Genomic DNA, 25,100 nt, shown 5'->3' with positions numbered 1-25,100 from the left:
CTCCATTGGATTAAGGGCAGGCGTTATGCCTGCCAGCCACCGCCTAACGCGGCGAAAAGGGTTATTTCATTCGCTTGTTGTGCATAGCGCAGATCGAGCAGCGTCTGTCGCGTCGTAAATAACGCGCGCTCGGCATCCAACACCTCGAGATAACTCAGCGCGCCATGCGCATATAAGCCACGGGCGCGCTGCAAGGTAGCCTGGAGGGCGTCGAGGTAACGTTGTTGCGCCATGAGTTGATCGGCGAGGCTATCGCGTGTCGAGAGGGCATCATCCACCTCCTTAAACGCTGCCTGGATCTTGTTTTCATAGTTCACGATGGATTGTTGCTGACGTAATTCGGCGAGTTGCAGATTGGCGCGATTGCGCCCGCCATTAAAGATCGGCAGGGTTACCTTGGGCACGAAGCTCCACATCCCCCCGGCGGCACTAAATAGCCCGGCTAAATCAGAGCCACTGCTGTTCACACCACCACTCAGCGAGATCGAGGGAAAGAAGGCGGCGCGCGCCGCGCCGATATTGGCATCCGCCGCTTGCAGCAGATGCTCCGCCTCCATAATGTCGGGGCGTTGCAACAGGATCGTCGACGGCAGCGGCACCGGCAGCGCCAGCGGCTCAACGCCGCGCGCTAAGCCCTCCTGATCGCCGGGCAGATCGCCATACACACCGACCAGGCGTTGGATGGCATGGTTGGCCTGTGCCAGCTCCCCCTCGCGCCGTGCCAGCGTCGCCTGAGTACTCTCGATCTGTCCGCGAGCCTGCTCCAACGCCAGCAGGTTGTTACTGCCCGCCCGCACCTGTTGTTCGATCAGGGAGTAGGACTGACGATAGTTTTGCAACGTCTCTTCGGCGATACGCAACTGAGCATAAGCCAGTTGCTGAGTAAAATAGGCCTGGGCGACGTTGGCGACCACCAGGATCTGCACCGCGCGTTGCGCCTGCTGGCTCGCGAGAAAATTCTGCCGCTCCTGCTCGCTCATCGACTGCAACCGACCGAACAGATCCAGCTCAAACCCCAACGCCCCGCCCAGTTGATACTCCCGGCTACTCGCGCCCCCCGCAAACGGATCTCGGTAGTTGGCCTGCGCGCTGGCATCGAGTTGGGGATAACGCTCCGCCTGCTGCAACGCCAGTTGCGTACGCGCCAGACGCACATTGAGCACCGCCTGGCGCAGGTCACGATTGTTGCGCAATGCCTGCTCGATCAGCCGCTGAACCTGCGTCTCGTGAAAGAATTGGCGCCAGCCGTGATCCTGGTAGTGCGATGGCGCCTCGACACTGGCCGCCTGCGACGAGGAGAACCGTGCCGCTACCGGGGATGGCGGGCGCTGATACTCTGGCGCGAGGGAGACGCACCCCGTCAGGGCCAATACCATACTGACGCCTAATTGCTTTATCTTAACCATAACGCTGATAGCCCAAACACGTCGATGAAGGGGCCCCATCAGGCCGCCAAAGGATGTGGGCAACCTTAACAAACCCATACGCTTTGTCCGGTGACGGGAAAATGACAAAGCTGTCATTTTCCCGTTCATCGATTGATCTCACTCGCGTGCGCCCTACAATGGCCGAGACGTCACGAGATAACGGAGCATAGGGTGAAGATACTGATCGTCGAAGATGAGGTAAAAACCGGGAAATACCTGAGTAAAGGGTTAACCGAGGCGGGATTTGTCGTCGATCTCACCGACAACGGTTTGACGGGATATCATTTGGCGATGACTGCTGGCTATGATCTGATCATCCTCGACATCCTGCTGCCCGACGTCAATGGCTGGGATGTGGTGCGCATGCTGCGCAACGCCAACCAAGGGGTGCCGATCCTACTGCTCAGCGCCCTGGGTACCATCGAGCAACGGGTGAAGGGATTAGAACTCGGGGCCGACGATTATCTGGTCAAGCCCTTTGCCTTCGCCGAACTCCTGGCTCGGGTGAGAACCCTGTTGCGTCGCGGCAACAGCCACATACCGGAGCGTCAGTTTCAGGTGGCCGATCTCACCCTCGATCTCCTCTCGCGGAAGGTGACACGTAGCGGCAAGCGTCTCACCCTGACCGGTAAGGAGTTCACCCTGCTGGAGTTTTTCATCCGCCATCAGGGGGAGGTTCTGCCCCGCTCGTTGATCGCCTCCCAGGTCTGGGACATGAACTTCGACAGCGATACCAATGCCATCGATGTGGCCGTCAAGCGCCTGCGCGCCAAAATCGATCTCGACTTCGAGCCTAAGCTGATCCAGACGGTGCGCGGTGTAGGCTACATGCTTGAGGTGCCCGATGAGCCGTAACCCCCTACGACGCCCCATCTCGCTGGCGGCACGCCTGACCCTGACCATCTCCCTGGCAACCAGTCTCGCCTTCGCCGTGTTCACCTGGATCATGATCTACTCCGTCGAGCGTCACTTCGCCGAGCTGGATAACGGCACGCTCCAACAGGTGCGCAGCAGCATCCTGCGCGTCTTGCAAGAGCCACCCCGTCCCGACGTCCCTCGCCAGGAGATGCTGAACCGCGTACTGGCTGGCTATCAGAACATCAGCGTCGCGATCCGCGCCGATGACCAGCGCTTCCTCTACCGCTCAGACTCCGCCGCCCACCTCAACGCCGTCTGGCAATTACCCGCCTTGCCGCATTACCTACAAAGCGGCCAAGTCTTCCGCTGGTCGAATACCCGGCACGCGTCCCCGCACGATGCGGCGCACCCCGAGGCGTACCGTCTGATCGCCAGCACCGTCTACCCGGCGGGCGATCCACAGGCCCCCTACACCCTGTTGATTGCCCTCTCGATCAACGTACACCTGCACTATCTCGACCAGCTAAAGCGGGATCTGATGATCTGCGCGGCCTTTATCAGCCTGCTGATCATTTTCATCGTGCTGCTCGCCGTGTACAACGGACACCAACCGCTACGCCAACTCAGCGGCACGATCAAGAGCATCACCGCAAAGAACCTCGATACCCGCCTCGAACCGGGCGCGGTGCCGATCGAGCTGCAACAACTCGTCCTCTCCTTCAACCAGATGCTCGCCCGCATCGAGGATGTTTTTACCCGCCAGGCAAACTTCTCTGCCGACATTGCCCATGAGATGCGTACCCCCATCACCAACCTGATCACCCAAAGCGAGATCGTGTTAAGCCAGGCGCGTACCCAACACGAGTTGGAGGAGGTCATCTATTCGAATCTCGAAGAGTACCAGCGTATGGCGAAGATGGTGAATGACATGCTCTTTCTGGCGCAAGCGGACAATCAACGCCTCGGCCTAAACTGCCTTCCGTTCGATCTCCGCGAGGAGACCCTGAAGGTCTTCGACTTCTTCGAAGCCTGGGCAGAGGAGTGCCGGGTAACCCTGCGCTTCGACGGCCAGGCCGCAGCCGCCTGGGGCGATCCCTTGATGGTGCGACGGGTCATCAGCAATCTGTTGTCTAACGCCATCCGCCATACGCCGGCAGGCCAATGCATACATGTACGACTCAGCGAGACAAAGGACAGGGTACAACTCTGCGTCGCTAACCCCGGCACGCCGATCGCGGCGCAGCATCTGCCCCGGCTGTTTGACCGCTTCTATCGCGTCGATCCCGCACGCCAGCGTAAGGGGGAAGGAAGCGGCATCGGCCTAGCCATCGTCAAGTCGATCATCACGGCACATCAAGGCCAAGTCTGGGTCAGCTCCGATAGCGAGGCCACCCGCTTTCACTTTTCCCTCGCACGCGCCGAACACGGCAAGGCGTAATCTCTGCCTCAACTACCGGCCCCTTGAGGCACGCGTTGCCCTCTGGCGCAGCGCGCCTCAGGGCAACGCCAGCGGAGACTCAACGACTCGTGCCGCACGATCCACACGCTTCGCGCCCTCGCGCGACAAACGCTCACACACCACCGATACCGACGCGCAGGCTCGATGCTTCGCCGTCCTCGACCTCGTCCACGTTCACCCACCCGACAAACGAGGTGAATAATAGTGATAAATCAATATGATGATAGATGACAGTCTCGTCACGCTCCCGTCACGCGCGGCTGCGGATCGCTTCGTTATACTGGCCCCCATCGGCAGGGAGTGAGCCCACTTAAACACGGGCCACCCCACCGAATGACGGGGCGGCTTCCCGCCGCCTTCCCCCTTTGTTCGCCTGAACGATGCCGTGGGCATCATAGGCTAACCTGACTGACCTGGAGCCATACCGATGAAACTCGTGATCTACACCACCCTCTTCATGCTAAGCATCAGCGGCGCCAGCTGGGCCAACGGCACAGTGGATATCCATCAACAGGTGGATAACGCCCAAGCGGCGGCGCATCAACGCCTCTCCTCCGTGCCAACGGCGACAGCGCCCGCGACCGGGGATGACATCAACGCCCTAGATGCGCATCAACGCGCGATGATCGCCCATCAGGCGATGGATAACGGCAGCGCCAGCGCACATCAGCAGATCATTCAGCACCATCAGAAACTGCATGATGCCGAAGCACTGCGCAGTCGCGAGTAAGCGCGAGGGCGCGCTTCCCTCACGCGCCCTCGCGTCGACCTCAGCACCCGGTATCGACCGGGCGCTGAGGGGGACGTTACTCCCACTCCGGGCGTAACGCAGGGGGTTCCGCCGAGCGGTAGTAGGCGTCGGCCTCGGCGAAACGCCGCTGTACCGCCGCCGACGGCGCGCGATCCAACAGGCTAACCAGCACGATCCCCACGCCCGCAAAGAAGAAGCCGGGGATAATCTCATACAGTCCCAACCAGGCGTACTGCTTCCAGACGATCACCGTGAGGGCACCGATAATCATCCCGGCCAGTGCGCCGTTTCGCGTCATGCGCGACCAGAGCACCGAACAGATCACCACCGGCCCGAAGGCCGCCCCAAAACCGGCCCAGGCATAACTCACCAACCCCAGCACCCGGTTTTCCGGGTTAGCCGCCAGCGCGATAGCGACCAGCGCCACCACCAGCACCATCGCCCGCCCGACCCATACCAGCTCCTGCTGTCCGGCCTGCTTACGCAGAAAGGCCTTATACAGATCCTCGGTAATCGCGCTGGAGCATACCAACAGCTGACAGCTTAAGGTCGACATCACCGCCGCCAGGATGGCCGAGAGCAGAACACCGGCGATCCACGGGTTAAACAGCAACTGAGCCAACGCAATGAAGACCCGTTCGGCGTTGCCCTCCACCGCGCCAGCCAGCTCAGGATGGTTATTGAAGTAGGCGATGCCGAAGAAACCGACGGCGACCGCACCGAGTAGGCAGAGGATCATCCAGGTCATGCTAATGCGACGCGCATTGACCAGACTATAGTGTGAGTCGGCGGCCATAAAGCGCGCCAGGATATGGGGCTGACCAAAGTAGCCCAGCCCCCAACCGAGCAACGAGAGGATGGCGACCAGATTCAACCCCTTCAACATATCGACGTTCTCGATGCTTTTCTGTTGGATCACCGCCAGGGACTCATCGAAACCGCCAACGGCGATGACCACCATCACCGGTGTCAGGATCAGGGCAAAGATCATCAGACTCGCCTGCACCGTGTCGGTCCAACTGACCGCCAGGAAACCACCGATGAAGGTATAGATGATGGTCGCCGCCGCGCCGGCCCATAGCGCCGTCTGGTAACTCATGCCGAAGGTGCTCTCAAACAGACGCGCACCGGCCACGATCCCGGAGGCGCAGTAGATGGTGAAAAAGAGCAGGATCACCAGGGCGGAGATGATACGCAACAGACGACTGTTGTCGGCGAAACGGGCGGTAAAGTAATCCGGCAGTGTCAACGCATTATTATTCGCCTCGGTATGTACCCGCAGGCGCCCGGCCACCAGCCGCCAGTTCAACCATGCCCCGAGCGTCAGGCCGATGGCGATCCAGCTCTCCGAGATGCCGGCGATGAATACCGCGCCGGGCAGTCCCATCAGCAACCACCCGCTCATATCTGAGGCGCCAGCCGATAGCGCAGTGACGAAGGGGCCGAGGCTACGCCCACCGAGAATGTAGTCATCGAAGTTCTTCGTCGATCGCCATGCCAAAAAGCCGATCAGGATCATGCCCAAGATGTAGATACAAAATGTCACCAACATGGGTGTGCTCATAGCCATTAACGTACTCCTGAAACTATCGTCTGGCACTCGAGGCCAGTCCTGGATGCCACCGTCGGAGTCTAGCCTGCGCAATCTTACGCGTCGCCGCCCCACGCCGCGAGGTATAGGCAATAACCATCGCTTAACACATCATTTACACAGAATCCCTTCGACGCAGAGAGAAAAGTGAGCACAAGCCGTACCAGATCACATTTATCTCGGTTGCACTTTTTTATTTTGGGATTGTGCGCACGGAAAATCGGCGCAACTTATTATCCACATTTTCTATAATGACATTATTGCCATGGGAAATTTCATTTTCAAACTTGCAAGCCAGGTCGCACTTAACAAGGTTGCACAAAGTTGCAACATAATAGATATTTTCGCGAAACAAATTGGCGCAATAAACCATCCGCGCCGAATGATGGCCACGATCCTCGCTATCCAGCGTTAACGGCGGCCTATCCCGCGAACACTGACGCGAGGCACCCACCCCTGCGGTTGGCTTCCCGTATATGATGAACGCGACAGACTGAGCGAAAAGGAGTGAATGAGATGGCAACGACAACCATGGGAGTCAAGCTCGATGACGCCGCCCGCGAACGTATCAAGGCGGCGGCCAAGCAGATTGACCGTACGCCGCACTGGCTGATCAAGCAGGCCATCTTCAGCTATTTGGATCGTCTGGAGCAGGGTGAGCTACCAGCGGAGCTCCCGACCACCGGCCTCGAGCCCCTCTCGTCAGGCGAGACGGCGACGTCATCGCCGGAGGCGTATCAGCCTTTCCTGAGCTTCGCCGAACAGATCCTGCCGCAGTCGGTGTTACGAGCCAACATCACCGCCGCCTACCGCCGTGCAGAAACCGATGCCGTACCGATGCTGCTCGAACAAGCCCGGCTAGCGGCCCCGCTCGCCGAGCGGGCCTATCAACTGGCCTACCGCCTCGCGCAGCAACTGCGTAACCAGAAGAACATTGGCGGACGGGCGGGTATGGTACAGAGCCTGCTGCAAGAGTTCTCGCTCTCCTCACAGGAGGGCGTTGCGTTGATGTGCCTGGCCGAGGCGCTGTTGCGCATCCCCGATAAGGCGACGCGTGATGCGTTGATCCGCGACAAGATCAGCGGCGGGAACTGGCAGGCCCACCTCGGCCGTAGCCCCTCACTCTTCGTCAATGCCGCCACCTGGGGGCTCCTGTTTACCGGCAAGTTGGTCGCCACGCATAACGAGACCCATCTCGCCCACGCCCTGAGTCGTATCATCGGCAAGAGCGGCGAGCCGCTGATCCGCAAGGGCGTCGACATGGCGATGCGCCTGATGGGTGAGCAGTTTGTCACCGGTGAAACCATCGCCGAGGCCTTGGCGAACGCAGAACGCTTAGAAGCCAAAGGCTTTAGCTACTCCTACGACATGCTGGGTGAAGCGGCGCTGACCCACGCCGATGCACAGGCCTACCTCCTCGCCTATCAACAGGCGATCCATGCCATCGGCAAGGCCGCTAATGGGCGGGGCATCTATGAGGGGCCGGGGATCTCGATCAAACTCTCCGCCCTACACCCACGCTACTGCCGTGCCCAGTATGAGCGCGTGATGAGCGAGCTCTACCCCACCCTCAAGTCGCTCACCCTACTGGCACGCCAATATGACATCGCGATCAACATCGATGCCGAGGAGGCCGACCGTCTGGAGCTCTCCCTCGATCTGTTGGAGCGCTTGTGCCATGAGCCCGAGTTAGCAGGCTGGAACGGAATCGGCTTTGTGATCCAGGCCTATCAGAAGCGTTGTCCCTGGGTGATCGACTACCTGATCGATCTCGCCACGCGTAGCCAACACCGCCTGATGATCCGCCTGGTGAAGGGGGCCTACTGGGACAGCGAGATCAAGCGCGCCCAGGTCGACGGGCTGGAGGGCTACCCGGTTTACACCCGTAAGGTCTATACCGACGTCTCCTACCTGGCCTGCGCCAAGAAACTCTTGAGCGTACCCAATCTGATCTACCCGCAGTTCGCCACCCACAATGCCCACACCCTGGCCGCCATCTACCAACTGGCCGGTCAGAACTACTACCCCGGGCAATATGAATTCCAGTGTCTGCACGGTATGGGCGAGCCGTTATACCAGCAAGTGGTCGGCAAAGTCGCCGATGGCAAGCTCAATCGCCCCTGCCGCATCTACGCCCCCGTCGGTACCCATGAGACACTATTGGCCTACCTGGTGCGCCGCCTGCTGGAGAATGGCGCCAACACCTCCTTCGTCAACCGCATCGCCGATGCCAGCTTGCCATTAGAGGAATTAGTTGCCGATCCGGTCGCCGCCGTGGATGCCCTGACGACGCAAGAGGGGCGTCCCGGGCTTCCCCATCCGAAGATCCCGTTGCCCCGCGATCTGTATGCGCCGGAAAGGGTTAACGCCGCGGGACTGGATCTGAGCAATGAGCAGCGTCTCGCGTCGCTCTCCTGCGCCCTATTGAACACGGCCCATCAGCGACTCGTGGCGCTGCCCCTGTTGGAACAACCTTGCAGCGAAGGCGAGCTACGCCCCCTGCCGAATCCCGCCGATCCGAGCGACATCGTCGGCTATACCCGTGATGCCAGTGAGCAGGAGGTTGAGCAGGCCTTAGCGAATGCACAGCGTCATACCCCTATCTGGAGTGCCACACCGCCACAGGCGCGGGCCGCTATCCTGGAGCGAGCCGCCACCCTGATGGAACGCCAGATGCCGACGCTGATGGGGATCCTGATCCGTGAGGCGGGCAAGACCTTCGCCAACGCCATCGCCGAGGTCCGTGAGGCCGTCGACTTCCTCCACTACTACGCCGCACACATCCGCGCCAACTTCGATAACCAGACCCATCGCCCCTTGGGATGCGTCGTCTGTATCAGCCCGTGGAACTTTCCACTGGCCATCTTTAGCGGTCAGATCGCCGCCGCCTTGGCCGCTGGCAACAGCGTGCTGGCCAAGCCCGCCGAACAGACACCGCTGATCGCCGCCCAGGCCATCGCCATCCTACGTCAGGCTGGCGTTCCGGCGGGCGTGGTGCAACTCCTTCCGGGACGCGGTGAAACCGTGGGCAGCCAATTGGTCAACGATCCGCGGGTGCGCGGCGTCATGTTTACCGGGTCGACGGCGGTGGCCAAACTATTACAACGCGCCATCGCCGATCGCCTCGATGCTCAGGGGCGGCCAATACCACTCATCGCCGAAACCGGCGGTATCAACGCGATGATCGTCGACTCATCGGCGCTCACCGAACAGGTCGTAAGTGACGTTGTCACCTCTGCATTCGACAGCGCCGGACAACGTTGCTCCGCCCTACGCATTCTCTGCCTGCAAGAGGAGATCGCCGACCCTACCCTGACCATGCTGCGCGGCGCCATGGCCGAATACCGCCTGGGCAACCCGGAGCGCTTGAGCTGCGACATCGGCCCGCTGATCGACGCCGAGGCGCAGGCCGGTATCGAACAACATATTCATGCCATGCAGGCTAAGGGGTTTCCGGTATTCCAGGCGGCATATAACTCACCTGACGATGCCCCACCTCGTGCCCGGGGTACCTTCGTGCCCCCCACGCTGATCGAATTGGATAGCCTCGATGCATTGCAGCAGGAGATCTTCGGCCCGGTACTGCACGTGGTGCGCTACCGCCGCGAGCAGTTGGATGCCTTGCTGGCTCAGATCAACGCCTCGGGCTATGGTCTGACCCTCGGGGTGCATTCGCGTATCGACGAGACCATTGCCCACGTCAGCAGCAATGCCCATGTCGGCAATATCTACGTCAACCGTAACATCGTCGGCGCCGTCGTCGGTGTGCAACCCTTCGGCGGCGAGGGCTTATCCGGTACCGGCCCCAAGGCGGGGGGACCGCTATATCTCTACCGCCTCCTGGCCCGCAGCCCAGAAAACGTGTTGGCCTGCGCTGCCGCTCCTACCACGGCTCAACCGGACGACGACCGAGCCGAGGTAGCGTCGCCGTTGCAAGCCCTGAGCGACTGGGCGGCCGATCGCCCGGCGCTGCAGATCCTTTGTCAGCGCTACGCCGATCAATGTCTGACCGCCCCTCGCCTGCTGAGCGGACCGACCGGTGAACACAACACCCTGATCTTCGTCCCACGCGAACGTGTGTTATGTATGGCCAGCAACGAGGGCGACGCGCTGATCCAACTGGCGGCGGTGATGGCGGTCGGCTGTCAGGTCATCTGGCCAGACACGCCGCTGCATAGCGCGCTACTGCGGGATCTCCCGCCGACGGTTGCAGCACGCATCACACTCAGCGCACCGGACACGCTGATGGCACAGCCATTCGACGCGGCGATCTACCATGGCGACAGCGATCAACTGCGTACCCTCAACGGGCAGATTGCCGCCCGGAGTGGCGCCATCGTCTCGCTGCAAGGCTGGGCCCACGGTGAAACCCAACTGCGGCTGGAACTACTGCTTCATGAACGTGCCGTGAGTATCAATACCGCGGCGGCCGGCGGCAACGCCAACCTGATGACCCTGAGTTAACCCCGCCCTACGCGCCATCTTGGCGCGCCCCGGGCCCGACGTCGCGACCACTGGCGTCGGGCCATAGCGCGGCGAAGTCATCCCCATCGCCTCCCTAAGCCCCCCGCTCACGTTAGCGCCCCCCGCCGAGGAGTCGCTCACACTCACGCTAGCGCCTCCCGCCTAGCGATACTTCATCCGACCAGTGCACTGCAGCCCATCCGGTAAACGTCTGCCCCGATGACGCACCTTTAGGGGCGCCACTCACGGATGGCATCTCACCCCACACGCGACCTGACCTTGCACGCAAAAAAATACCGCCCCCATGCGGTGAGCGGTACTTTTGCCTTAGCTCGTCACGTCACGCCGAAGCGGGACACGCGTGCGCATTACTTCAGATACTGGCCGCTGCGCAACGCCTCGATACGCTTATCCAATGGCGGATGCGACAGGAACAGCTCACCAAAGGAACGGCTGCCGCGCCCGTTGATGCAAAACGCCATCATGCTGCCCGCTTCCTGCGGCTCGTAGCTGGTCTTCAGGCGTTGCAACGCCGCGATCATCTTCTCACGCCCAACCAGATTGGCCGAGCCGGCATCGGCGCGGAACTCGCGATAACGCGAGAACCACATGGTGATGATGCTTGCCAGAATACCGAACACCAGCTCCAGTACCATCGAGACCGCGAAGTAGATCATCGGGTTGCCACTGCTCTCACCTTCCCCTTCATCACGGTTGCCGGAGAGGAACCCCGCCGCCACCTGAGCGATCAGACGCGAGATGAAGATAACGAAGGTGTTCACCACCCCCTGCACCAGGGTCATGGTCACCATGTCCCCATTCGCCACGTGGCTGATCTCATGGGCCAACACCGCCTCGGCCTCGTCACGGCTCATGCTCTGTAGCAGACCGGTACTCACCGCGACCAAGGATGCATCGCGCCGCGCGCCGGTCGCGAAGGCGTTGATATCCGGCGCATGATAGATGGCCACCTGCGGCATGCCGATGCCCGCCTGTTGGGCCTGACGGCGCACCGTCTCCATCAGCCAGCGTTCGGTTTCGTTACGCGGCTGTTCAATCACCTCGCCCCCGACGGAGCGCAGCGCCATCCATTTAGACATTAGCAGCGAGACAATAGAGCCGCCAAAGCCAAACAGCAGCGCCATGATCATCAGTCCCTGCACGCTGCTGGACTGAATGCCGGTCAGGCTCAGTACCAGACCGAACACCAGCATCACTGCCAGGTTAGTCAACAGGAACAAAGCAATACGCATCATATCGTTGTCAATCCTCTCAAACATCTCGCCCTATGCGATGATCAGATGGTAAGGCCATCTACGCGGGTTTCAAGGGTTATGGCTCGATAAGACGGCAAAGAAACAAAACTTTACATTTTCGCCACCTTAACAGGTTAAGTTTTACACACCATCCGAAGAAATCAACTAGTTGCCCGCCAAGTCGGCGGGCAACATCGGGAAAGTTTTGTAACAAATTGGCGGGATCTACTCCCGTTTCCCGGCCCAGACCACCATCACGCGATCTCGCCCATCATCGCGGATAAACGCATAGCCCTGCGGCCATGGCACGGCGATCTGGCGCCCCTTGCCGATAGCCGGATGACGGGCCCGAAATTGGCCAAGCTTCTGCCAGTGCGCGAGCGTCACCGCCGCTTTGCCATCGAGGTCCGCCCAGTTCATGTCTGAGCGGGTACCCTGCAACGGATCCGAGCCACTCGGCCCTAACGGACGCTCGCTCTCATCACCGTAGAAGATTTGTACCGCCCCCGGCGTCAACAGTAACAACTCGGCGGCCCGACTGCCCGCGCCGCGAAAGAGACGGGTATCATGCGACGACAGGTAGCTGAGCACGTTGAACGCCTGTAACTTCTGCGCCATCTGCTGCCACAGCGGATCGATGTTGGACAGGCAGTCCGCCGCCTGCTCAGCCTGCTCCTGGTAGTCGAAGTTGATCATCGCATCGAAGCCGTGACGGTAGTAATCGCTGCGCATCACGCCATGCCCCCAGGCCTCACCGGTCATCCAGAAAGGCGCATCGTCCAGCGCCTGTTGCGGATGGGCCTGTTTCCACGCCGCCAACGCGGCGCTGGCCTGGTTTTTCAACTGCTGCCACGCCGCCGGCTCGACATGCTTTGCCGTGTCGACCCGGAAACCATCGATGCCATATTCACGGACCCATTGACTGAGCCAATGCGTCAAGTAGTCACGCGGGGTATAGCCGGGAATGGCCACGGCACGCGTATCAGCCTTATTGCGGTAGAAATTCGGTAACCCAACCGCCTGCGTCGACTCGGTCTTGACATCGGGCAGGAAGGAGAGCGACAGGGTAAAATCCGTGAAGCCGGGAGCGTCGTAGTCGCCGATATCGCTACGTACCCAGCCCTTGCCCCACCACCGTTCCCAGGCGGCACTATCACCGAAATCGATGTAATCGTTAAAGCTATGCCAATTCTGCCCCGCGCCTGGGCGCCAATCCCCCCAGTGCTGACCCAAGGTCTGCTGTAGCGCCGCCCCCTTAAGATAGAGCGCGCCAAACTGATACTGCTGCATATCGGCCAGGGTGGCGTAGCCGGTATGGTTCATCACCACATCGAACAAGACCCGGATACCGCGTTGGTGCGCCCCATCCACCAGAATCCAGGGGGTAATAGCCGTGATAGGCATAGTGCGGAAAGTCCCCTTTCGTACCACCACCGACCCAGCCATGGATCTGCTCCAGCGGGGAGCTGATCCATAATGCATTGACCCCCAGGCGCTGGAGATAGTCTAGCTTCGCGGTCAACCCCCGCAAGTCGCCGCCATGAAAGGTGCCAATCTCCTGCAGGCCATCCCGATGGCGACCATAGCTATTATCGTTACTCGGATCACCGTTGGCGAAACGGTCGACGAGCACGAAATAGACCGTCGCATTGTGCCAGTCGAATGCCGCCGGCCCACGCGTCTCGGCGGACTCGAGCAATAGCAGGCCGTTGCTACCCGCCGCCGGCTGCAAGGTGACCGTCCCTTGCTTGACAGGCACGATCTGGCCGCTGTAGAAATCCCGGACCGACGTCCCATCGGCAAAGGCACCCGCGACGGGCACCGTCAGCGCATCGCCATTCCAACGCGGACAACGGCGCACGGCGAGTTTCGTCGTCGCCTGGGGGTGTACCGAAAGTGTCAGCGTCGGTGTGCCGGAGCGCGTATCGATGCGCGCCTGATACAGCCCGGCGCGATAACGATGCCAGTCCAGCGCCTCCCCCTGGCAGGGTGCCAACGAAAGCGTCTGATTCAGGCGGATGGCCTCGGCGGGTTGCCAGCAACGATCGCCCTGATAGAGGCGTAGCGCGGCATGCCCCTTCTCCAGGGTGTGCTCGGCGCTGAACACCCCCTCCGCGGAAGAGGTAAACAGCGGGAAATCGGGGGCGTGCCAATCGGCCCACACCGCCCCCGGGATCAGTAATGCACAGAGGAAGGGATATTTCATCGTCGGCTCCTATGACAGGGATGCGTCACAGTGTGCCAGTCGCCGCAGCGGCTGTGCTCCTCCCCATGCAGGGAGGACAACGGGGGTGGAGAGCGCGTGCGCGTCATCCGGCCATCGGCCAGACGTGAGGCCTTCTCGCGATGCTGCGTAAGCGCTCTGGGACGCATAACCAGGCGGGAATGGCTGTGCAGGCGATCGCCGAGCCTATCAACGCAGAAGAGAGCGAGGGTGCGCCCCGCTAACCGCCCGACACGCTAGCGCGATGACGGCCCCCTCACCTCGCAGGAAGGACTCAAGAGGTAAAAAAACACCGACTATACAGGTGGTATTGATAACGCCCCATAGGGGCCTCACACAACGTCTTTGCCTGTTCTGAGCGCGTTAACGTCCAAGACAATAAGCACAGCCCAAAACGGTTGCTGTCCTCCTCCATCGGTGGGGATGTTAATGCCGGCATAAAAAAGCGCGGCCTTGGCCGCGCTTTCGGTAGATGACATCATGGATGCCGTCGCTTACCCCTGGGACGCCTTCGCGTTCTGCTGCTCCAACTGGGCCAAGTCTTCGGCGATCTTCACCGTCTCGTTCAGGTAGGGATCCGGCTCCTGATAATCCTTCGGAATATCATCCAGCGAGCTGATCGGCTTCTTACCCGCCAGCTTCAGACGCGCATTGATGCGCTGGAGCCGAACGGCATCGTCCTCTTTATTCTCTTTCTCACGCTGTGCGTAGTTAAGCGAGACGATGTTACGTCGGGCCTTCAACGCCTTGTAGTGCGCAATATCCTGTTCGATATACTGGAACTCGGGATCCTTGGCGATGCGTGCATCGTGCAACACCAACAGTTGCGGGTCGAAACGTTGCACATCCCCGGCCTTGGTATACTCGGCGGCACGAATGCTATCCCACGGCAAGGCATTGTCTTCGAAGCTCTCACCGGTATCCGCCGGGTCAACGCCGGTCGGCATCACGATATCCGGGGTGACGCCCTTACGCTGAGTACTGCCACCGTTGATACGGTAGAACTTCTGGATGGTGTATTGCACCGATCCCAGCTCCGGCCACTCCGGACGCAGCATCTGATCGTAGATACGGTTCAGCGAGCGATACTGCTGCACCGTGCCCTTGCCAAAGGTCGGCTCGCCCACGATCAACGCCCGATCATAATCCTGCATCGCAGCGGCGAAGATCTCCGAGGCGGAGGCGCTGAAGCGGTCAACCAACACCACCAGTGGCCCCTTGTAGTACACCACGCCGTCGTTGTCGGCATCCTCACGCACCTTGCCGATGTTATCGCGCACCTGCACCACCGGCCCGCTCGGGATGAACAGCCCAGAGAGGGAGACCGCTTCGGTCAGGGCACCGCCGCCATTGCCACGCAGATCGATGACGATGGCGCTAACGTGCTGTTTCTCCAACTTCTGCAGTTGCACCTTCACATCGTCCGTCAGGCCGACGTAGAAGCCAGGAATGTCCAACACCCCAATCTTATGGCCGTCGACCGTCTTCACGCTCATCTTCACCGCCCGATCTTCCAGGCGAATACGTTCACGCGTCAGGGTGACGATACGGGTCTTGGTGCCTTTACCGGCGGGCAGGATCTCCAGGCGAACCTTGCTGCCCTTCGGCCCCTTGATCAGGGCCACCACGTCATCCAGGCGCCAACCGATCACGTCGACCATTGGCTTCCCAGGCTGGCCGACCGCCACGATGCGATCGCCGACCTTCAAGACCTTGCTCTTAGCCGCCGGTCCCCCGGCCACCATCGAGTTAATCTGGGTGTAATCATCTTCCGTCTGCTGCAATACCGCACCGATGCCTTCCAACGACAGGCTCATGTCGGTGTTAAACTGCTCGGTATTCCGCGGTGACAGATAGCTGGTATGCGGATCGATCTCGCGCGCGAAGGCATTCATAAACAGCTGGAAGACATCCTCGCTGTTGCTCTGGGTCAGACGCTTGATGGCGAACTGGTAGCGTTTGGTCAGGATCTTCTGGATCTCCGGCCAATCTTTCCCCGCCAACTTCAGATTCAGCGCGTCATACTTCACCTTGGCGTACCAGAGTTTATCCAGCTCGGCCACGCTGGTCGGCCACGCTGCCTTACTACGATCGATATCGATGGTGTCGCTGCCATCGAAGCTCATCGGCTTCTTCAACAGGCTCAGGGCGTATTCATAACGCTCCAGGCGGCGCTGTTGCGACAGGTTAAACAGCGCATAGGCCGTATCCAATTGGCCGCTACGCAGTTGATCGCCCAGTTTGCCTTCATCGTCGCGAAAACGCGCGATATCCGAGACCAAAAACACGTTGTGGTTGTAGTCCAACATGTTGAGGTAGCGATTAAAGATCTTCTTCGAGAAGTCTGCGTTGAGATCAAACTGGCGATAATGAGAGCGGGTAAAGCGAGCGGTGACCCGCTCGCTGACCGTTGCATGCTGAGGCTCTTGATGCAACTGGGGCAGATGGACGGCGTCATTGACCGCCTCGTCCGCTGCAAAAACGGTACCCGCAACCAGCGAGAGCGCGATTGCCGATACCCGGAAAAAATTGTTCATGCCTGGGTTGGCCTCCGTATCAGAACTGCAAGTGTTCTGTGCGTACAATCATTGCCAGACCGTTGGACAGCTGGACGCGGACACCGTCTTTGGTGATTTCGAGTACGGATGCCTCCATGGCATTTTTCCCGGCGCTCACCTTCACGGTTTGCCCCAGATGCAGCTGCTCCAACGACGTTACTGGCGTGGCGCGCTGTTCTGCGGCCTCGTGAGCCACGCGCGGCTTACGCTCTTGCGCGCTCTTGGCGCTGCGCGGTTTACGCGGCTCTTTATTACCCTGCTCGGCGTCGCGGCGCATAGCCGGCTTCTTACCGGCCGGACGAGGACGGCGCGGTTCGCGCTTCTCGCCATTCTCGGCGGCTTCACGCTTACGCGCTTCACGCTGAGCCTGGACGCGAGCCTTAGCCTCTTCCAGCTGCTGGCGCGCATGTTCGACATGCTGCTCATCCAGCACGCCACAGGCGTTGCCATCCAGATCGACACGCTCTGCACCCAGTTTTACCCCGTGCAGATAGCGCCAGCTGGATGTGTAAAGACGGAGTGCTGAACGTAGCTGAGTCTTGCTCAGGCCGTTTTCTTCCCCCTGCATACGCGCGACCAGGTCCTGAAAGATACCGATCTTCAGCGGGCGGGCTTCACCCTCGGCACTAAAGCACTGAGGGAAACGTTGAGCCAAAAAGGCGATGACTTCTTTACTACTGTTCAACTTTGGTTGATTTTCCATGAAATTTCCTGATTACAACGGGTTTGCCAACCAGCGATGGCATGAACAGGCGTCATTATAATGAGGCTACCGCCAAATGCCATGCCATCCGCACCACAACCTTACGCAAAAGTCACAAATTTTGCCCAGTCGCAGTGCGCCAGGTGCTGGCAGAGCGCCTCCACCACGGCTTTCAGCCCCGTTTCATCCTCGTCGTCGAAGCGCTCAAACTGTGTGCTGTCGAGATCGAGCACCCCGATCGTACGTCCGGCGACCACTAACGGCAGCACGATTTCCGCGTTGCTCGCTGCATCACAGGCGATATGACCGTCGAAGGCATGCACATCGCCGACACGCACCACCTGGCTGCTGGCGCAGGCATGACCGCAGACTCCGCGCCCGAGGGGGATACGGACACAGGCCAGCTTGCCTTGGAACGGCCCCAATACCAATGTCTGCCCATCCACAAAATAAAAACCGGCCCAATTCACCGCCGGTAGACGCTCGAACAATAACGCACTGACGTTGGACAAGGTCGCGATGGTGTTAAATTCGCCGCTGCACAGCGCGCTGAGATCGCGGGTTAGCTCGGCATAAAACGTGTGTTTACTCATGATCCTCTCTATCACTACCGGGGAATGATTAAATAGCGCGGCGAACCTTGCATAAAGTAAGCATTAAATGCGACAACACACAAGCGAAAAGCCGAATGGCTTCGTCTTAAGCGGTAACACAATGTATATTTATTTACGGTTCGCGTCACAGTTGTATACCAGCTTCTCGGTCAACCAAGGGACGATAGATGCGCTGCTCATTTCTCCGCCATCCCCATATCGCGTCGGCGTCCGGGCAATGAATGCCCTCAGGCAACACCCCACAACGGCAACGCCGCGGCGGCTACGCTGCCCGCAATGCGATGCGCTGTGCCATCTCCCCCCCGTCGCCGCCGACCAGTCGGCCTTCTGCCCACGCTGTCAGGCGCGACTGTATGAGGGACGAGACTGGTCATTGACCCGCCTCAGCGCCCTCTCCCTCACCCTCCTGATCCTGCTGCCTTTGGCGCTGTTCGAACCGCTATTACAGATTCGATTATTAGGTGTCGGCGTCCAGAGTAGTCTGTGGCAAGGTATCGTTCAGATGGCGAGCCAGGGGGATCGGCTGACGGCCGCCATGGTCGCCTGGTGCGTCGTGATCACCCCGCTCCTGCTTCCGCTAACCCTGCTGGCCCTGCATCTCGGCCAGCGCTGGCGCTATAACCGACGTCCCCTGTTACGATTACTCACTCGGGTGCGCGCGTGGATCATGCTCGATATCTATCTGGTGGGGCTGGCCGTCGCCTGCATTAAGGTGCGCGAGTACGCCGCCATCGCCCCCGGCCCGGCGCTCCTGGCCTACATCGTCGCCACCCTGCTGTTATTGCTGATGCTGATCCACCTCAACATGGAACAACTGTGGCGCCGCTGCTATCCCCAGCCACACTGCCACGCGCCCGATGAGGCCCTGCTGCTCTGTGACGTCTGCCAACACAGCGCGCCGCCCAATGCCCAGGGATGTTGCCAACGCTGCCACCATCCGCTGCATCTACGCCGCCCCCATAGCCTGCAAAAAAGCTGGGCCGCCCTGCTGGCCGCCATGGTGATGCTACTGCCCGCCAACCTGTTGCCGATCTCCATCCTCTACGTCAATGGCACACGCATCGAGGACACCATCCTCTCCGGCGTCGCTAGCCTGGCACAGAGTGGCAACCTGCCGATCGCCGCCATCGTGTTTATCGCCAGTATCGTCGTTCCCTTCGTCAAGGTGGCGGTATTGTTATTCCTATTATTAGGGATTCAGTTTCGTCAGGTTCACCACCTGGTGGTTCGCATGCGCCTACTGCGGCTAGTCACCTGGATCGGCCGCTGGTCGATGCTGGATCTGTTCGTCATCGCACTGATGATGTCGCTGATCGATCGTGATCAGTTGCTCTCGTTTACCATGGGACCCGCGGCGCTCTACTTCGGCGCGGCGGTCTTTCTTACCATTCTGGCCGTGGAGTGGCTGGACAGTCGACTGATATGGGACGCCTATGCAACCAACGACGCCAACGCGCGCGAATACGCAGAATAATGCCCTGATCCGCCATAAGCGCCGCCTATCCCCTTTCTGGCTGCTGCCCTTCGTCGCCCTGCTGATCGCCGGCTGGATGGGCTACAGCGCCCTACAGGCGCGCGGCGAGACGGTGGTGGTCAGCTTCCACACCGCCCCCGGTTTAGTGGCCGGGCGCACGCCGGTACGCTTCCAGGGCGTCGAGGTCGGCACGGTGAGCAAGGTCAGCGTCACCCCCGACCTGCGCGCCATCGAGGTCACACTCAACATCCAGCGCAGTATGCAACATACCCTGCGCCAGGGAACCCAGTTCTGGCTGGTCAATCCCCAAGTCTCGCTGGCAGGCGTCTCTGGGCTGGATGCGTTAGTCGGCGGCAACTACATCGCCATGTTACCGGGCGATGGCGCCCCACAGAAACACTTCACCGCCCTGGCGGAGCCACCGACCCGACAACCGAGCGGCGACGAGCTGCTATTACACCTGAATGCCGCCGATCTCGGCTCCCTCAGTATTGGCTCCCCCCTCTATTATCGGAAGATCCCCGTCGGGCGAGTCTACAACTATGCCATCGCCGAGCAGCAACAGGGGGTGCGCATCGACGTGCTCATCGAGCCGCGCTTCGCCTCCTTGGTCAAGGAGAACAGTCGCTTCTGGAATGTCTCCGGCATTCGTGGCGACGTCAGTCTGTCGGGCATCTCGCTGCAGGTCGATGGGCTAACGGCCCTGGTCAACGGCGCCATCGCCTTCGACTCCCCGCCGCAGACGCCAGCGGCACAGGCTGGCAGCCGCTTCACCCTCTATCCCGATCTCGCCAGTAGCCAGCGCGGCGTCACGGTTCATCTGACGCTGCCGAGCGGCGAGGGGCTGCAAGCTAAGCGTACCCCCTTGATGTATCAAGGGATTCAGGTCGGGTTGCTCACAACGCTCACCCTGACGGCGGATGGCCATGTCGATGGGACGCTGGCCGTCGATCCCAGTATCGTCGATCTGTTACGCGACGAGAGCCGTATCACCCTCAGCGCGCCACGCCTCAACCTCAACCAACTCAATCTGAGTCAACTGGTGAGCGGCAGCGTACTCGAGTTACACCCCGGTAGCGGTGCTGCGCGCCGAAACTTTCAGGTACTGCCCGCAGATCAAGCCTTAACTCAGGAGGCGGGTGCCCTGCAGCTGACGCTCGACGCCGATCAAAGCTATGGTATCGAGGTCGGCCAACCGGTGCGCCTAAAGGGCATCCGTGTCGGTCAAATCAGCGGACGCGAGTTGCAGGATGACGGCGTGCGCTTCACGGCCCTCATCGCCGCCCCTTACCGCACCGCCATCCACGGCGACAGCCGCTTCGTGGTCAACAGTCGCCTCGCCGTGCGCGTCGGACTCGATGGCGTGGCGCTGACCGGTGCCGCCCCTCAAGAGTGGCTAGAGGGCGGCGTCACTATTCTACCCGGGACGCAGGGTGCCGTACGCAGCCACTACCCGTTATACCGCGACGCCGAGGCGGCCCGGGACGGCATCCGTGGCGATCAACCGCCCACCACCCTCACCCTGCAAGCCGCGACGCTGCCCGACGTTCAGCCCGGTTCGCCGGTGCTCTACCGCAAGTTCCGTATCGGCGAAATCGCCACCATCACGCCGCGGCGCGACGGCTTCGAGATCGCCCTGTATATTCAACCCGCCTATCGCCACCTGGTGGGCAACGAGAGCGTCTTCTGGGCCGAGGGCGGCGCCAAGGTCCAGCTCAACGGGGCGGGGTTGACGGTGCAGGCCGCGCCCCTAGCGCGCGCCCTGAAAGGGGCCATCAGTCTCGATAACCTGAGCGGGGTACAGGCTGCGCGTGGCGCGCCGCGTCCGCTCTATGCTAACGAGAGCGCCGCCCGCGCCGTCGGCGGGCATATCACCCTCTCCACCTATGACGGCGCCCGTCTGGCGCCCGGCATGCCGATCCGCTATCTCGGCCTCGACATCGGCCAGTTGGCCTCCCTCGGCCTAAGCGCCGATCGCCGCCAAGTCCTGGCGCAGGCGGTGCTTTATCCCGAGTATGTCGACGCCTTCGCCCGCAGCGGCACGCGCTTCTCGCTGGTCACGCCACGCATCTCGGCGGCGGGCGTCAACAATCTGGAAGCGCTGCTACAGCCCTATATCAACCTGGAACCGGGCGCTGGCAAGGCGACGCGTCACTTCACGCTACAAGAGGCCACCCTGAGCGACGCACGTTATCTCGATGGGATCCAGATCGTGGTGGATACGCCGGATGCCGGCGCATTGCAGGTTGGTACGCCGGTCCTATACCGCGGGATCGAGGTGGGCACCGTCACCGGCTTGACGCTCGGCAGCCTGGGCGATCGCGTGCAGGTGGCGCTACGCATCGGGCGTGAATACCAACGCCTGGTGCGTAGCAATAGCGTCTTCTGGCAAGCCTCCGGCTACAGCCTGGCGTTTGGCCTGACAGGCGGAGTAGTGAAAAGCGGGGCCTTCCAACAGTTCATCCGAGGCGGCATCGCCTTCGCCACCCCGCCCAGCACACCGTTAGCGCCCTCGGCGGCGGCGGGGACGCACTTCTTGCTCCACGATGTACCGCCAAGCGGTTGGCAAGATTGGGGCACCGCCATCCCGCTACGCTGAGGGCCACGCCCCGCCTAATGATGGCGGGGCGCGCTTAGGCCGTCACTCGGCGAATGCGCGCCGGCAACCCCTGACGCGCGGCGGCACCGACCACCCAATCGAGCACCACCCCCGGACTCTGGCGTGTCGGATCGACCAGGCCCAGTTGGTTCAGGCTAACCCCCGCCAGACGCGCGGCGGGTTCGGGTTGCGCCACCCCGTCGATGATGTGCGATCGGGCGCCCAGCTCCCAATGCCCATAGCCATGCTCGATGGCGATCACCCCCGGCATCGCGCTCTCCAGCAACATGGCGCGCGCGCGTAGCGTTCCGCCGGGCGTCGTCACCTCGACCCAATCACCGTTGGCGATCCCCCAGCGAGCGCCATCCTGCGGATGGAGGTAGAGCGGGTTATCACGCTTCACGCTACACAGGCGCGGCGATAGCGCCGATAGCGCACTGTGAATGTTGGACTTGTAGCTGGTCAGCTCGAACGGCCACTGATCCTGCGGCCAGCGCTCACGCAACGGCGTACCGTCGGCCAGACGCGGTGCCATCCAGGTCGGACAGCCGCAATACCGTTCCCCGGTCATGCTATTACGCGCCGCCGCCAGTTGCGCATTCCACACCGCGAACGGGCGACGATAACGATGCGTCATCCACTCGCCCTGGTAGCGGCGATCGGCGTCTTCGAAACGGCCACCACGCGCCAGTACGCTGGCGACCGGCCCGATCTCCTGCGCCGGCAGCGTCGCCTGCAACGTCGGCAACAGACGATCGACCCCACTCAGCGCCATATCCTCCGCCGTCGCCGGCGCGACCGCCGTCTCCACAAAGGCCAAGTTAGCGACGGCACGCAAGTAGTACTGATCACCACTGTCGATCGCCAGCCACTCCCCCTGCGCATTCTGTTGCGCCCGCGGGCCGAAACCGGGCAAGGAGAGGCGCTTCGCCACATCGATCAAAAAATTCTCCAAACAGAGTGGGCGGCCATCCGCCGTCTTCGCACTCAGCGGCGTTACCGCCGGCCAGCGAGCCGTGGCGGCACGCGTCGGCACGCCTTGCCAAATCCCGGCGATCCCCCAGCTCTCATAGGTCACCGTATCCGGCACCAGGTAGTCGGCCAAGGCGGTCGTCTCGTTAAGGAAGGCATCCACCGCCACGATCAGCGGCAACTGCGCCGGATCGCGCAGGCGCGACTCCAACAGGGCTCGCAGTCCCGGTACGCCATACAATGGGTTCGCCAGGTGATTGATCCACGCCTTCAAGCGGTAGGGGTATCCTGCCAAGGCCGCACTCAACTGCTCCGTCAACAACGGTGAGGAGAGCGGATACCAGGGCGCACGCGCCGGATAGGGGGACTGCCCCGCCGCCACCTTCTCTTGGTACTCACGGCTTTGCTCATACGACGCCTTGCTGCGTGATAACATCAGGCCGCGAGGTTTCACCTTCCCCGGAAAGGCGTCGAAGTTATAGCACGGCCCCTTGCCGAAGGCGGGATAAGCCGGCGGCTTGGCCATCATCCCCCCTTTCAGATTGATATTCCCGATCATCACATTCAACATCAGGATGGCATAGGCGGTATAGAAACCGTTGGCATGCATGGTGCCCCCGTGCGTATCGACCGCCGCGCGGGTGCCGTGGGACGTCAACTGCCGCGCCAAGGCGACGATCTCCGCCTCGGGGACGCCACAGATCGCGCTGTATTGCGCCAACGTCAGCTTCTGCGCCTCGTCGCGCAGGCAGGTCAAGGCACTCTTGACCCGGATCGGCCCCTGCGCCCCCGTCAGCTCACTATCCACCCACAGACGAGCGGGGGCGGCGATGTCAGCATCCGCCAACGCCCCATCGGCGGCGGCCAACACCAACGCCCCAGTGGACAGCGCATCACTCGGCGTCTCCGCCAGATCGGCCCGCGTCAGGAACTGCCCTTCGCGTGGATGACCCGGCTGACAGATCACCAAATGAGTGGCGTTACACCAGTGCGCCTGACCGGCCTGCTGCATCGCCGCCTCGCTCGGTTGGCTGAGGTAGTCGGCGTTATAACGCTGCTGCTCAATGATCCAGCGGATCATCGCCAACGCCAGCGCCGCATCGCTCCCTGGACGGATCGGTATCCAGCGGTTGTTGGCGCCCGCCGCCAGGCTGGTACTCAACGGCTGTGACGGCGCAACCACCACATAGCTGAATCCGGGTTGACTACGCACCGCCGCCAACTGGCGCGCCTGGCGTTTAAAGGGGTTACCGGATTGGGCCGGCGAGGTACCGATATACAGCACGAACTCAACCGCCTCCAGATCCGGTTTCATGTGCGCGTTCTTTTCCAGATCCTGCATCAGCGCGCCGGAGCCCGCGCGAAACGCGTAGCCACAATACGACCCATGATGACCAAAGTTACGCGAGCCGAAACTGTTCATGGCGAAACGCTTGATGATGTGATCGCGTCCCTCGTCGCCGGCGTTGGTCACCAGCAACTGGTTGGCACGCGGACCGAACTCAGGGTGCGCCGGATCTAACGGCGTCTGTAGATCGCGCAGCGCGCGCAGTCCCTCGACCGGCCCTTCGCCGAACAGATCGCCGCCCTCACAGATCTCATGCAATAGCTGTTCGTAACTAATCGTCTGCCACCGCCCCTCACCGCGCTTGCCGACACGCTTCATCGGTTGTGTGATGCGGTAGGGGCTCTCGCGGATCTCCAACATGGCGTTACCGCGCGCGCAAGCGGTCGAACGGCCCGCCAGTCCCGCCTCGCCCGCCAACGAGCGCCAGGCCTCCGCCAGCGGCGTCGCATAGGGCAATTGTTGCTGCTGAGAGAGCGGATGATACGGGTTACCGGCGATGCGCAGGATACGCTCACTGCGATTGTCGATGCGCATACGTATCCCGCACAGGGTCCAGCAACCAAAGCACATCCCATTGGCGAGGCGCTGCTGAGGATTGACCTGCAAACGGCCGTCGGCATCGATGCGCATCTCCGGTTGCAATGCATTGCCAAACTGGGCACTGCGCGTCGGTTCGCCCGCCGTCCCTTGCGTGACCTCGCGCGCCATATGACGCGCCGTCGCGGCGTAGCCTGCCGCGAATACCGCGCCCCCACCAGCGGCCAAGCCGAGTTTCAATAGCTGTCGTCTACGTTTGTCCATG

13 protein-coding genes and 1 pseudogene are annotated in these 25,100 nt (G+C 61.3%); 6 read left to right on the top strand and 8 right to left on the bottom strand.

What is annotated here, in order from left to right; all coding sequences use genetic code 11:
- Nucleotides 1-23: 23 nt before the first annotated feature.
- Nucleotides 24-1,406, bottom strand: coding sequence for a Cu(I)/Ag(I) efflux RND transporter outer membrane protein (locus tag DCL27_RS08095; RefSeq protein WP_005294274.1), 1,383 nt, complete (start codon nt 1,404-1,406; stop codon nt 24-26).
- Nucleotides 1,407-1,598: 192 nt separating this feature from the next.
- On the opposite strand from DCL27_RS08095, the gene DCL27_RS08090 reads away from it, so the two are divergent.
- The 3 genes from DCL27_RS08090 (at nt 1,599) to DCL27_RS08080 (ending at nt 4,474) form a co-directional block, all read left to right on the top strand.
- Nucleotides 1,599-2,282, top strand: a complete 684-nt coding sequence (locus DCL27_RS08090; RefSeq protein ID WP_109691528.1) for a copper/silver response regulator transcription factor — start codon at nt 1,599-1,601, stop codon at nt 2,280-2,282.
- On the top strand, nt 2,272-3,723 hold the full coding sequence (locus DCL27_RS08085; protein ID WP_035596441.1) for a Cu(+)/Ag(+) sensor histidine kinase: 1,452 nt from the start codon (nt 2,272-2,274) through the stop codon (nt 3,721-3,723). Before DCL27_RS08090 ends, DCL27_RS08085 begins: the two co-directional genes overlap by 11 nt.
- Nucleotides 3,724-4,171: 448 nt before the next feature.
- Nucleotides 4,172-4,474 carry a hypothetical protein gene (locus DCL27_RS08080; RefSeq protein ID WP_005286217.1) on the top strand — a complete coding sequence of 101 codons (303 nt, stop codon included), beginning with the start codon at nt 4,172-4,174 and terminating at the stop codon, nt 4,472-4,474.
- Between the two features lie 76 nt (nt 4,475-4,550).
- Here the strand turns inward: DCL27_RS08080 and putP are convergent, their stop codons facing one another.
- Nucleotides 4,551-6,065: a sodium/proline symporter PutP gene (putP, locus tag DCL27_RS08075; protein ID WP_035596444.1), complete on the bottom strand. Its 1,515-nt coding sequence runs from the start codon at nt 6,063-6,065 to the stop codon at nt 4,551-4,553.
- A 537-nt stretch (nt 6,066-6,602) separates the two neighbouring features.
- On the opposite strand from putP, the gene putA reads away from it, so the two are divergent.
- Nucleotides 6,603-10,550, top strand: coding sequence for a trifunctional transcriptional regulator/proline dehydrogenase/L-glutamate gamma-semialdehyde dehydrogenase (gene putA / locus DCL27_RS08070; protein ID WP_035596447.1), 3,948 nt, complete (start codon nt 6,603-6,605; stop codon nt 10,548-10,550).
- 368 nt (nt 10,551-10,918) lie between these two features.
- Here putA and htpX read toward each other — a convergent pair whose 3' ends face one another.
- From htpX to DCL27_RS08045, 5 genes and pseudogenes are all read right to left on the bottom strand, one after another.
- The gene (gene htpX, locus DCL27_RS08065; RefSeq protein WP_005294266.1) at nt 10,919-11,806 is read right to left on the bottom strand and encodes a protease HtpX; all 888 of its coding nucleotides are present in this window, start codon (nt 11,804-11,806) and stop codon (nt 10,919-10,921) included.
- 225 nt (nt 11,807-12,031) lie between these two features.
- Nucleotides 12,032-14,012 (bottom strand): annotated as a pseudogene (locus DCL27_RS08060) (alpha-amylase).
- 512 nt (nt 14,013-14,524) lie between these two features.
- Entirely contained in the window at nt 14,525-16,567 is a 2,043-nt protein-coding gene (gene prc / locus DCL27_RS08055; RefSeq protein WP_035596450.1) for a carboxy terminal-processing peptidase, read from the bottom strand.
- A 19-nt stretch (nt 16,568-16,586) separates the two neighbouring features.
- Complete coding sequence (proQ, locus tag DCL27_RS08050) at nt 16,587-17,291, bottom strand: RNA chaperone ProQ (protein ID WP_005286251.1); 705 nt, start codon at nt 17,289-17,291, stop codon at nt 16,587-16,589.
- 101 nt (nt 17,292-17,392) lie between these two features.
- On the bottom strand, nt 17,393-17,884 hold the full coding sequence (locus tag DCL27_RS08045; RefSeq protein ID WP_005286254.1) for a GAF domain-containing protein: 492 nt from the start codon (nt 17,882-17,884) through the stop codon (nt 17,393-17,395).
- A gap of 238 nt (nt 17,885-18,122) precedes the next feature.
- Here DCL27_RS08045 and yebS point away from each other — a divergent pair, with 238 nt between their 5' ends.
- Nucleotides 18,123-19,379, top strand: a complete 1,257-nt coding sequence (gene yebS / locus DCL27_RS08040; RefSeq protein WP_035596451.1) for a membrane integrity lipid transport subunit YebS — start codon at nt 18,123-18,125, stop codon at nt 19,377-19,379.
- Entirely contained in the window at nt 19,339-21,978 is a 2,640-nt protein-coding gene (locus tag DCL27_RS08035) for a PqiB family protein (protein WP_228594497.1), read from the top strand. Before yebS ends, DCL27_RS08035 begins: the two co-directional genes overlap by 41 nt.
- Nucleotides 21,979-22,012: 34 nt before the next feature.
- Here DCL27_RS08035 and DCL27_RS08030 read toward each other — a convergent pair whose 3' ends face one another.
- On the bottom strand, nt 22,013-25,099 hold the full coding sequence (locus DCL27_RS08030) for a tetrathionate reductase subunit A (RefSeq protein ID WP_035596456.1): 3,087 nt from the start codon (nt 25,097-25,099) through the stop codon (nt 22,013-22,015).
- Nucleotide 25,100: the final 1 nt, after the last annotated feature.

This window comes from Edwardsiella tarda ATCC 15947 = NBRC 105688, from assembly GCF_003113495.2.
In the GTDB taxonomy this organism is placed as follows: domain Bacteria; phylum Pseudomonadota; class Gammaproteobacteria; order Enterobacterales; family Enterobacteriaceae; genus Edwardsiella; species Edwardsiella tarda.
This window is presented reverse-complemented; position numbering and strand designations above follow the sequence as displayed.

What these genes read in the sequence shown, in the direction of transcription:
- DCL27_RS08095 (WP_005294274.1), bottom strand. Translation starts at nt 1,406, where the DNA reads ATGGTTAAGATAAAGCAATTAGGCGTCAGTATGGTATTGGCCCTGACG.
- DCL27_RS08085 (WP_035596441.1), top strand. Translation starts at nt 2,272, where the DNA reads ATGAGCCGTAACCCCCTACGACGCCCCATCTCGCTGGCGGCACGCCTG.
- DCL27_RS08080 (WP_005286217.1), top strand. Translation starts at nt 4,172, where the DNA reads ATGAAACTCGTGATCTACACCACCCTCTTCATGCTAAGCATCAGCGGC.
- putP (WP_035596444.1), bottom strand. Translation starts at nt 6,065, where the DNA reads ATGGCTATGAGCACACCCATGTTGGTGACATTTTGTATCTACATCTTG.
- putA (WP_035596447.1), top strand. Translation starts at nt 6,603, where the DNA reads ATGGCAACGACAACCATGGGAGTCAAGCTCGATGACGCCGCCCGCGAA.
- htpX (WP_005294266.1), bottom strand. Translation starts at nt 11,806, where the DNA reads ATGATGCGTATTGCTTTGTTCCTGTTGACTAACCTGGCAGTGATGCTG.
- prc (WP_035596450.1), bottom strand. Translation starts at nt 16,567, where the DNA reads ATGAACAATTTTTTCCGGGTATCGGCAATCGCGCTCTCGCTGGTTGCG.
- proQ (WP_005286251.1), bottom strand. Translation starts at nt 17,291, where the DNA reads ATGGAAAATCAACCAAAGTTGAACAGTAGTAAAGAAGTCATCGCCTTT.
- DCL27_RS08045 (WP_005286254.1), bottom strand. Translation starts at nt 17,884, where the DNA reads ATGAGTAAACACACGTTTTATGCCGAGCTAACCCGCGATCTCAGCGCG.
- yebS (WP_035596451.1), top strand. Translation starts at nt 18,123, where the DNA reads ATGAATGCCCTCAGGCAACACCCCACAACGGCAACGCCGCGGCGGCTA.
- DCL27_RS08035 (WP_228594497.1), top strand. Translation starts at nt 19,339, where the DNA reads ATGCAACCAACGACGCCAACGCGCGCGAATACGCAGAATAATGCCCTG.
- DCL27_RS08030 (WP_035596456.1), bottom strand. Translation starts at nt 25,099, where the DNA reads ATGGACAAACGTAGACGACAGCTATTGAAACTCGGCTTGGCCGCTGGT.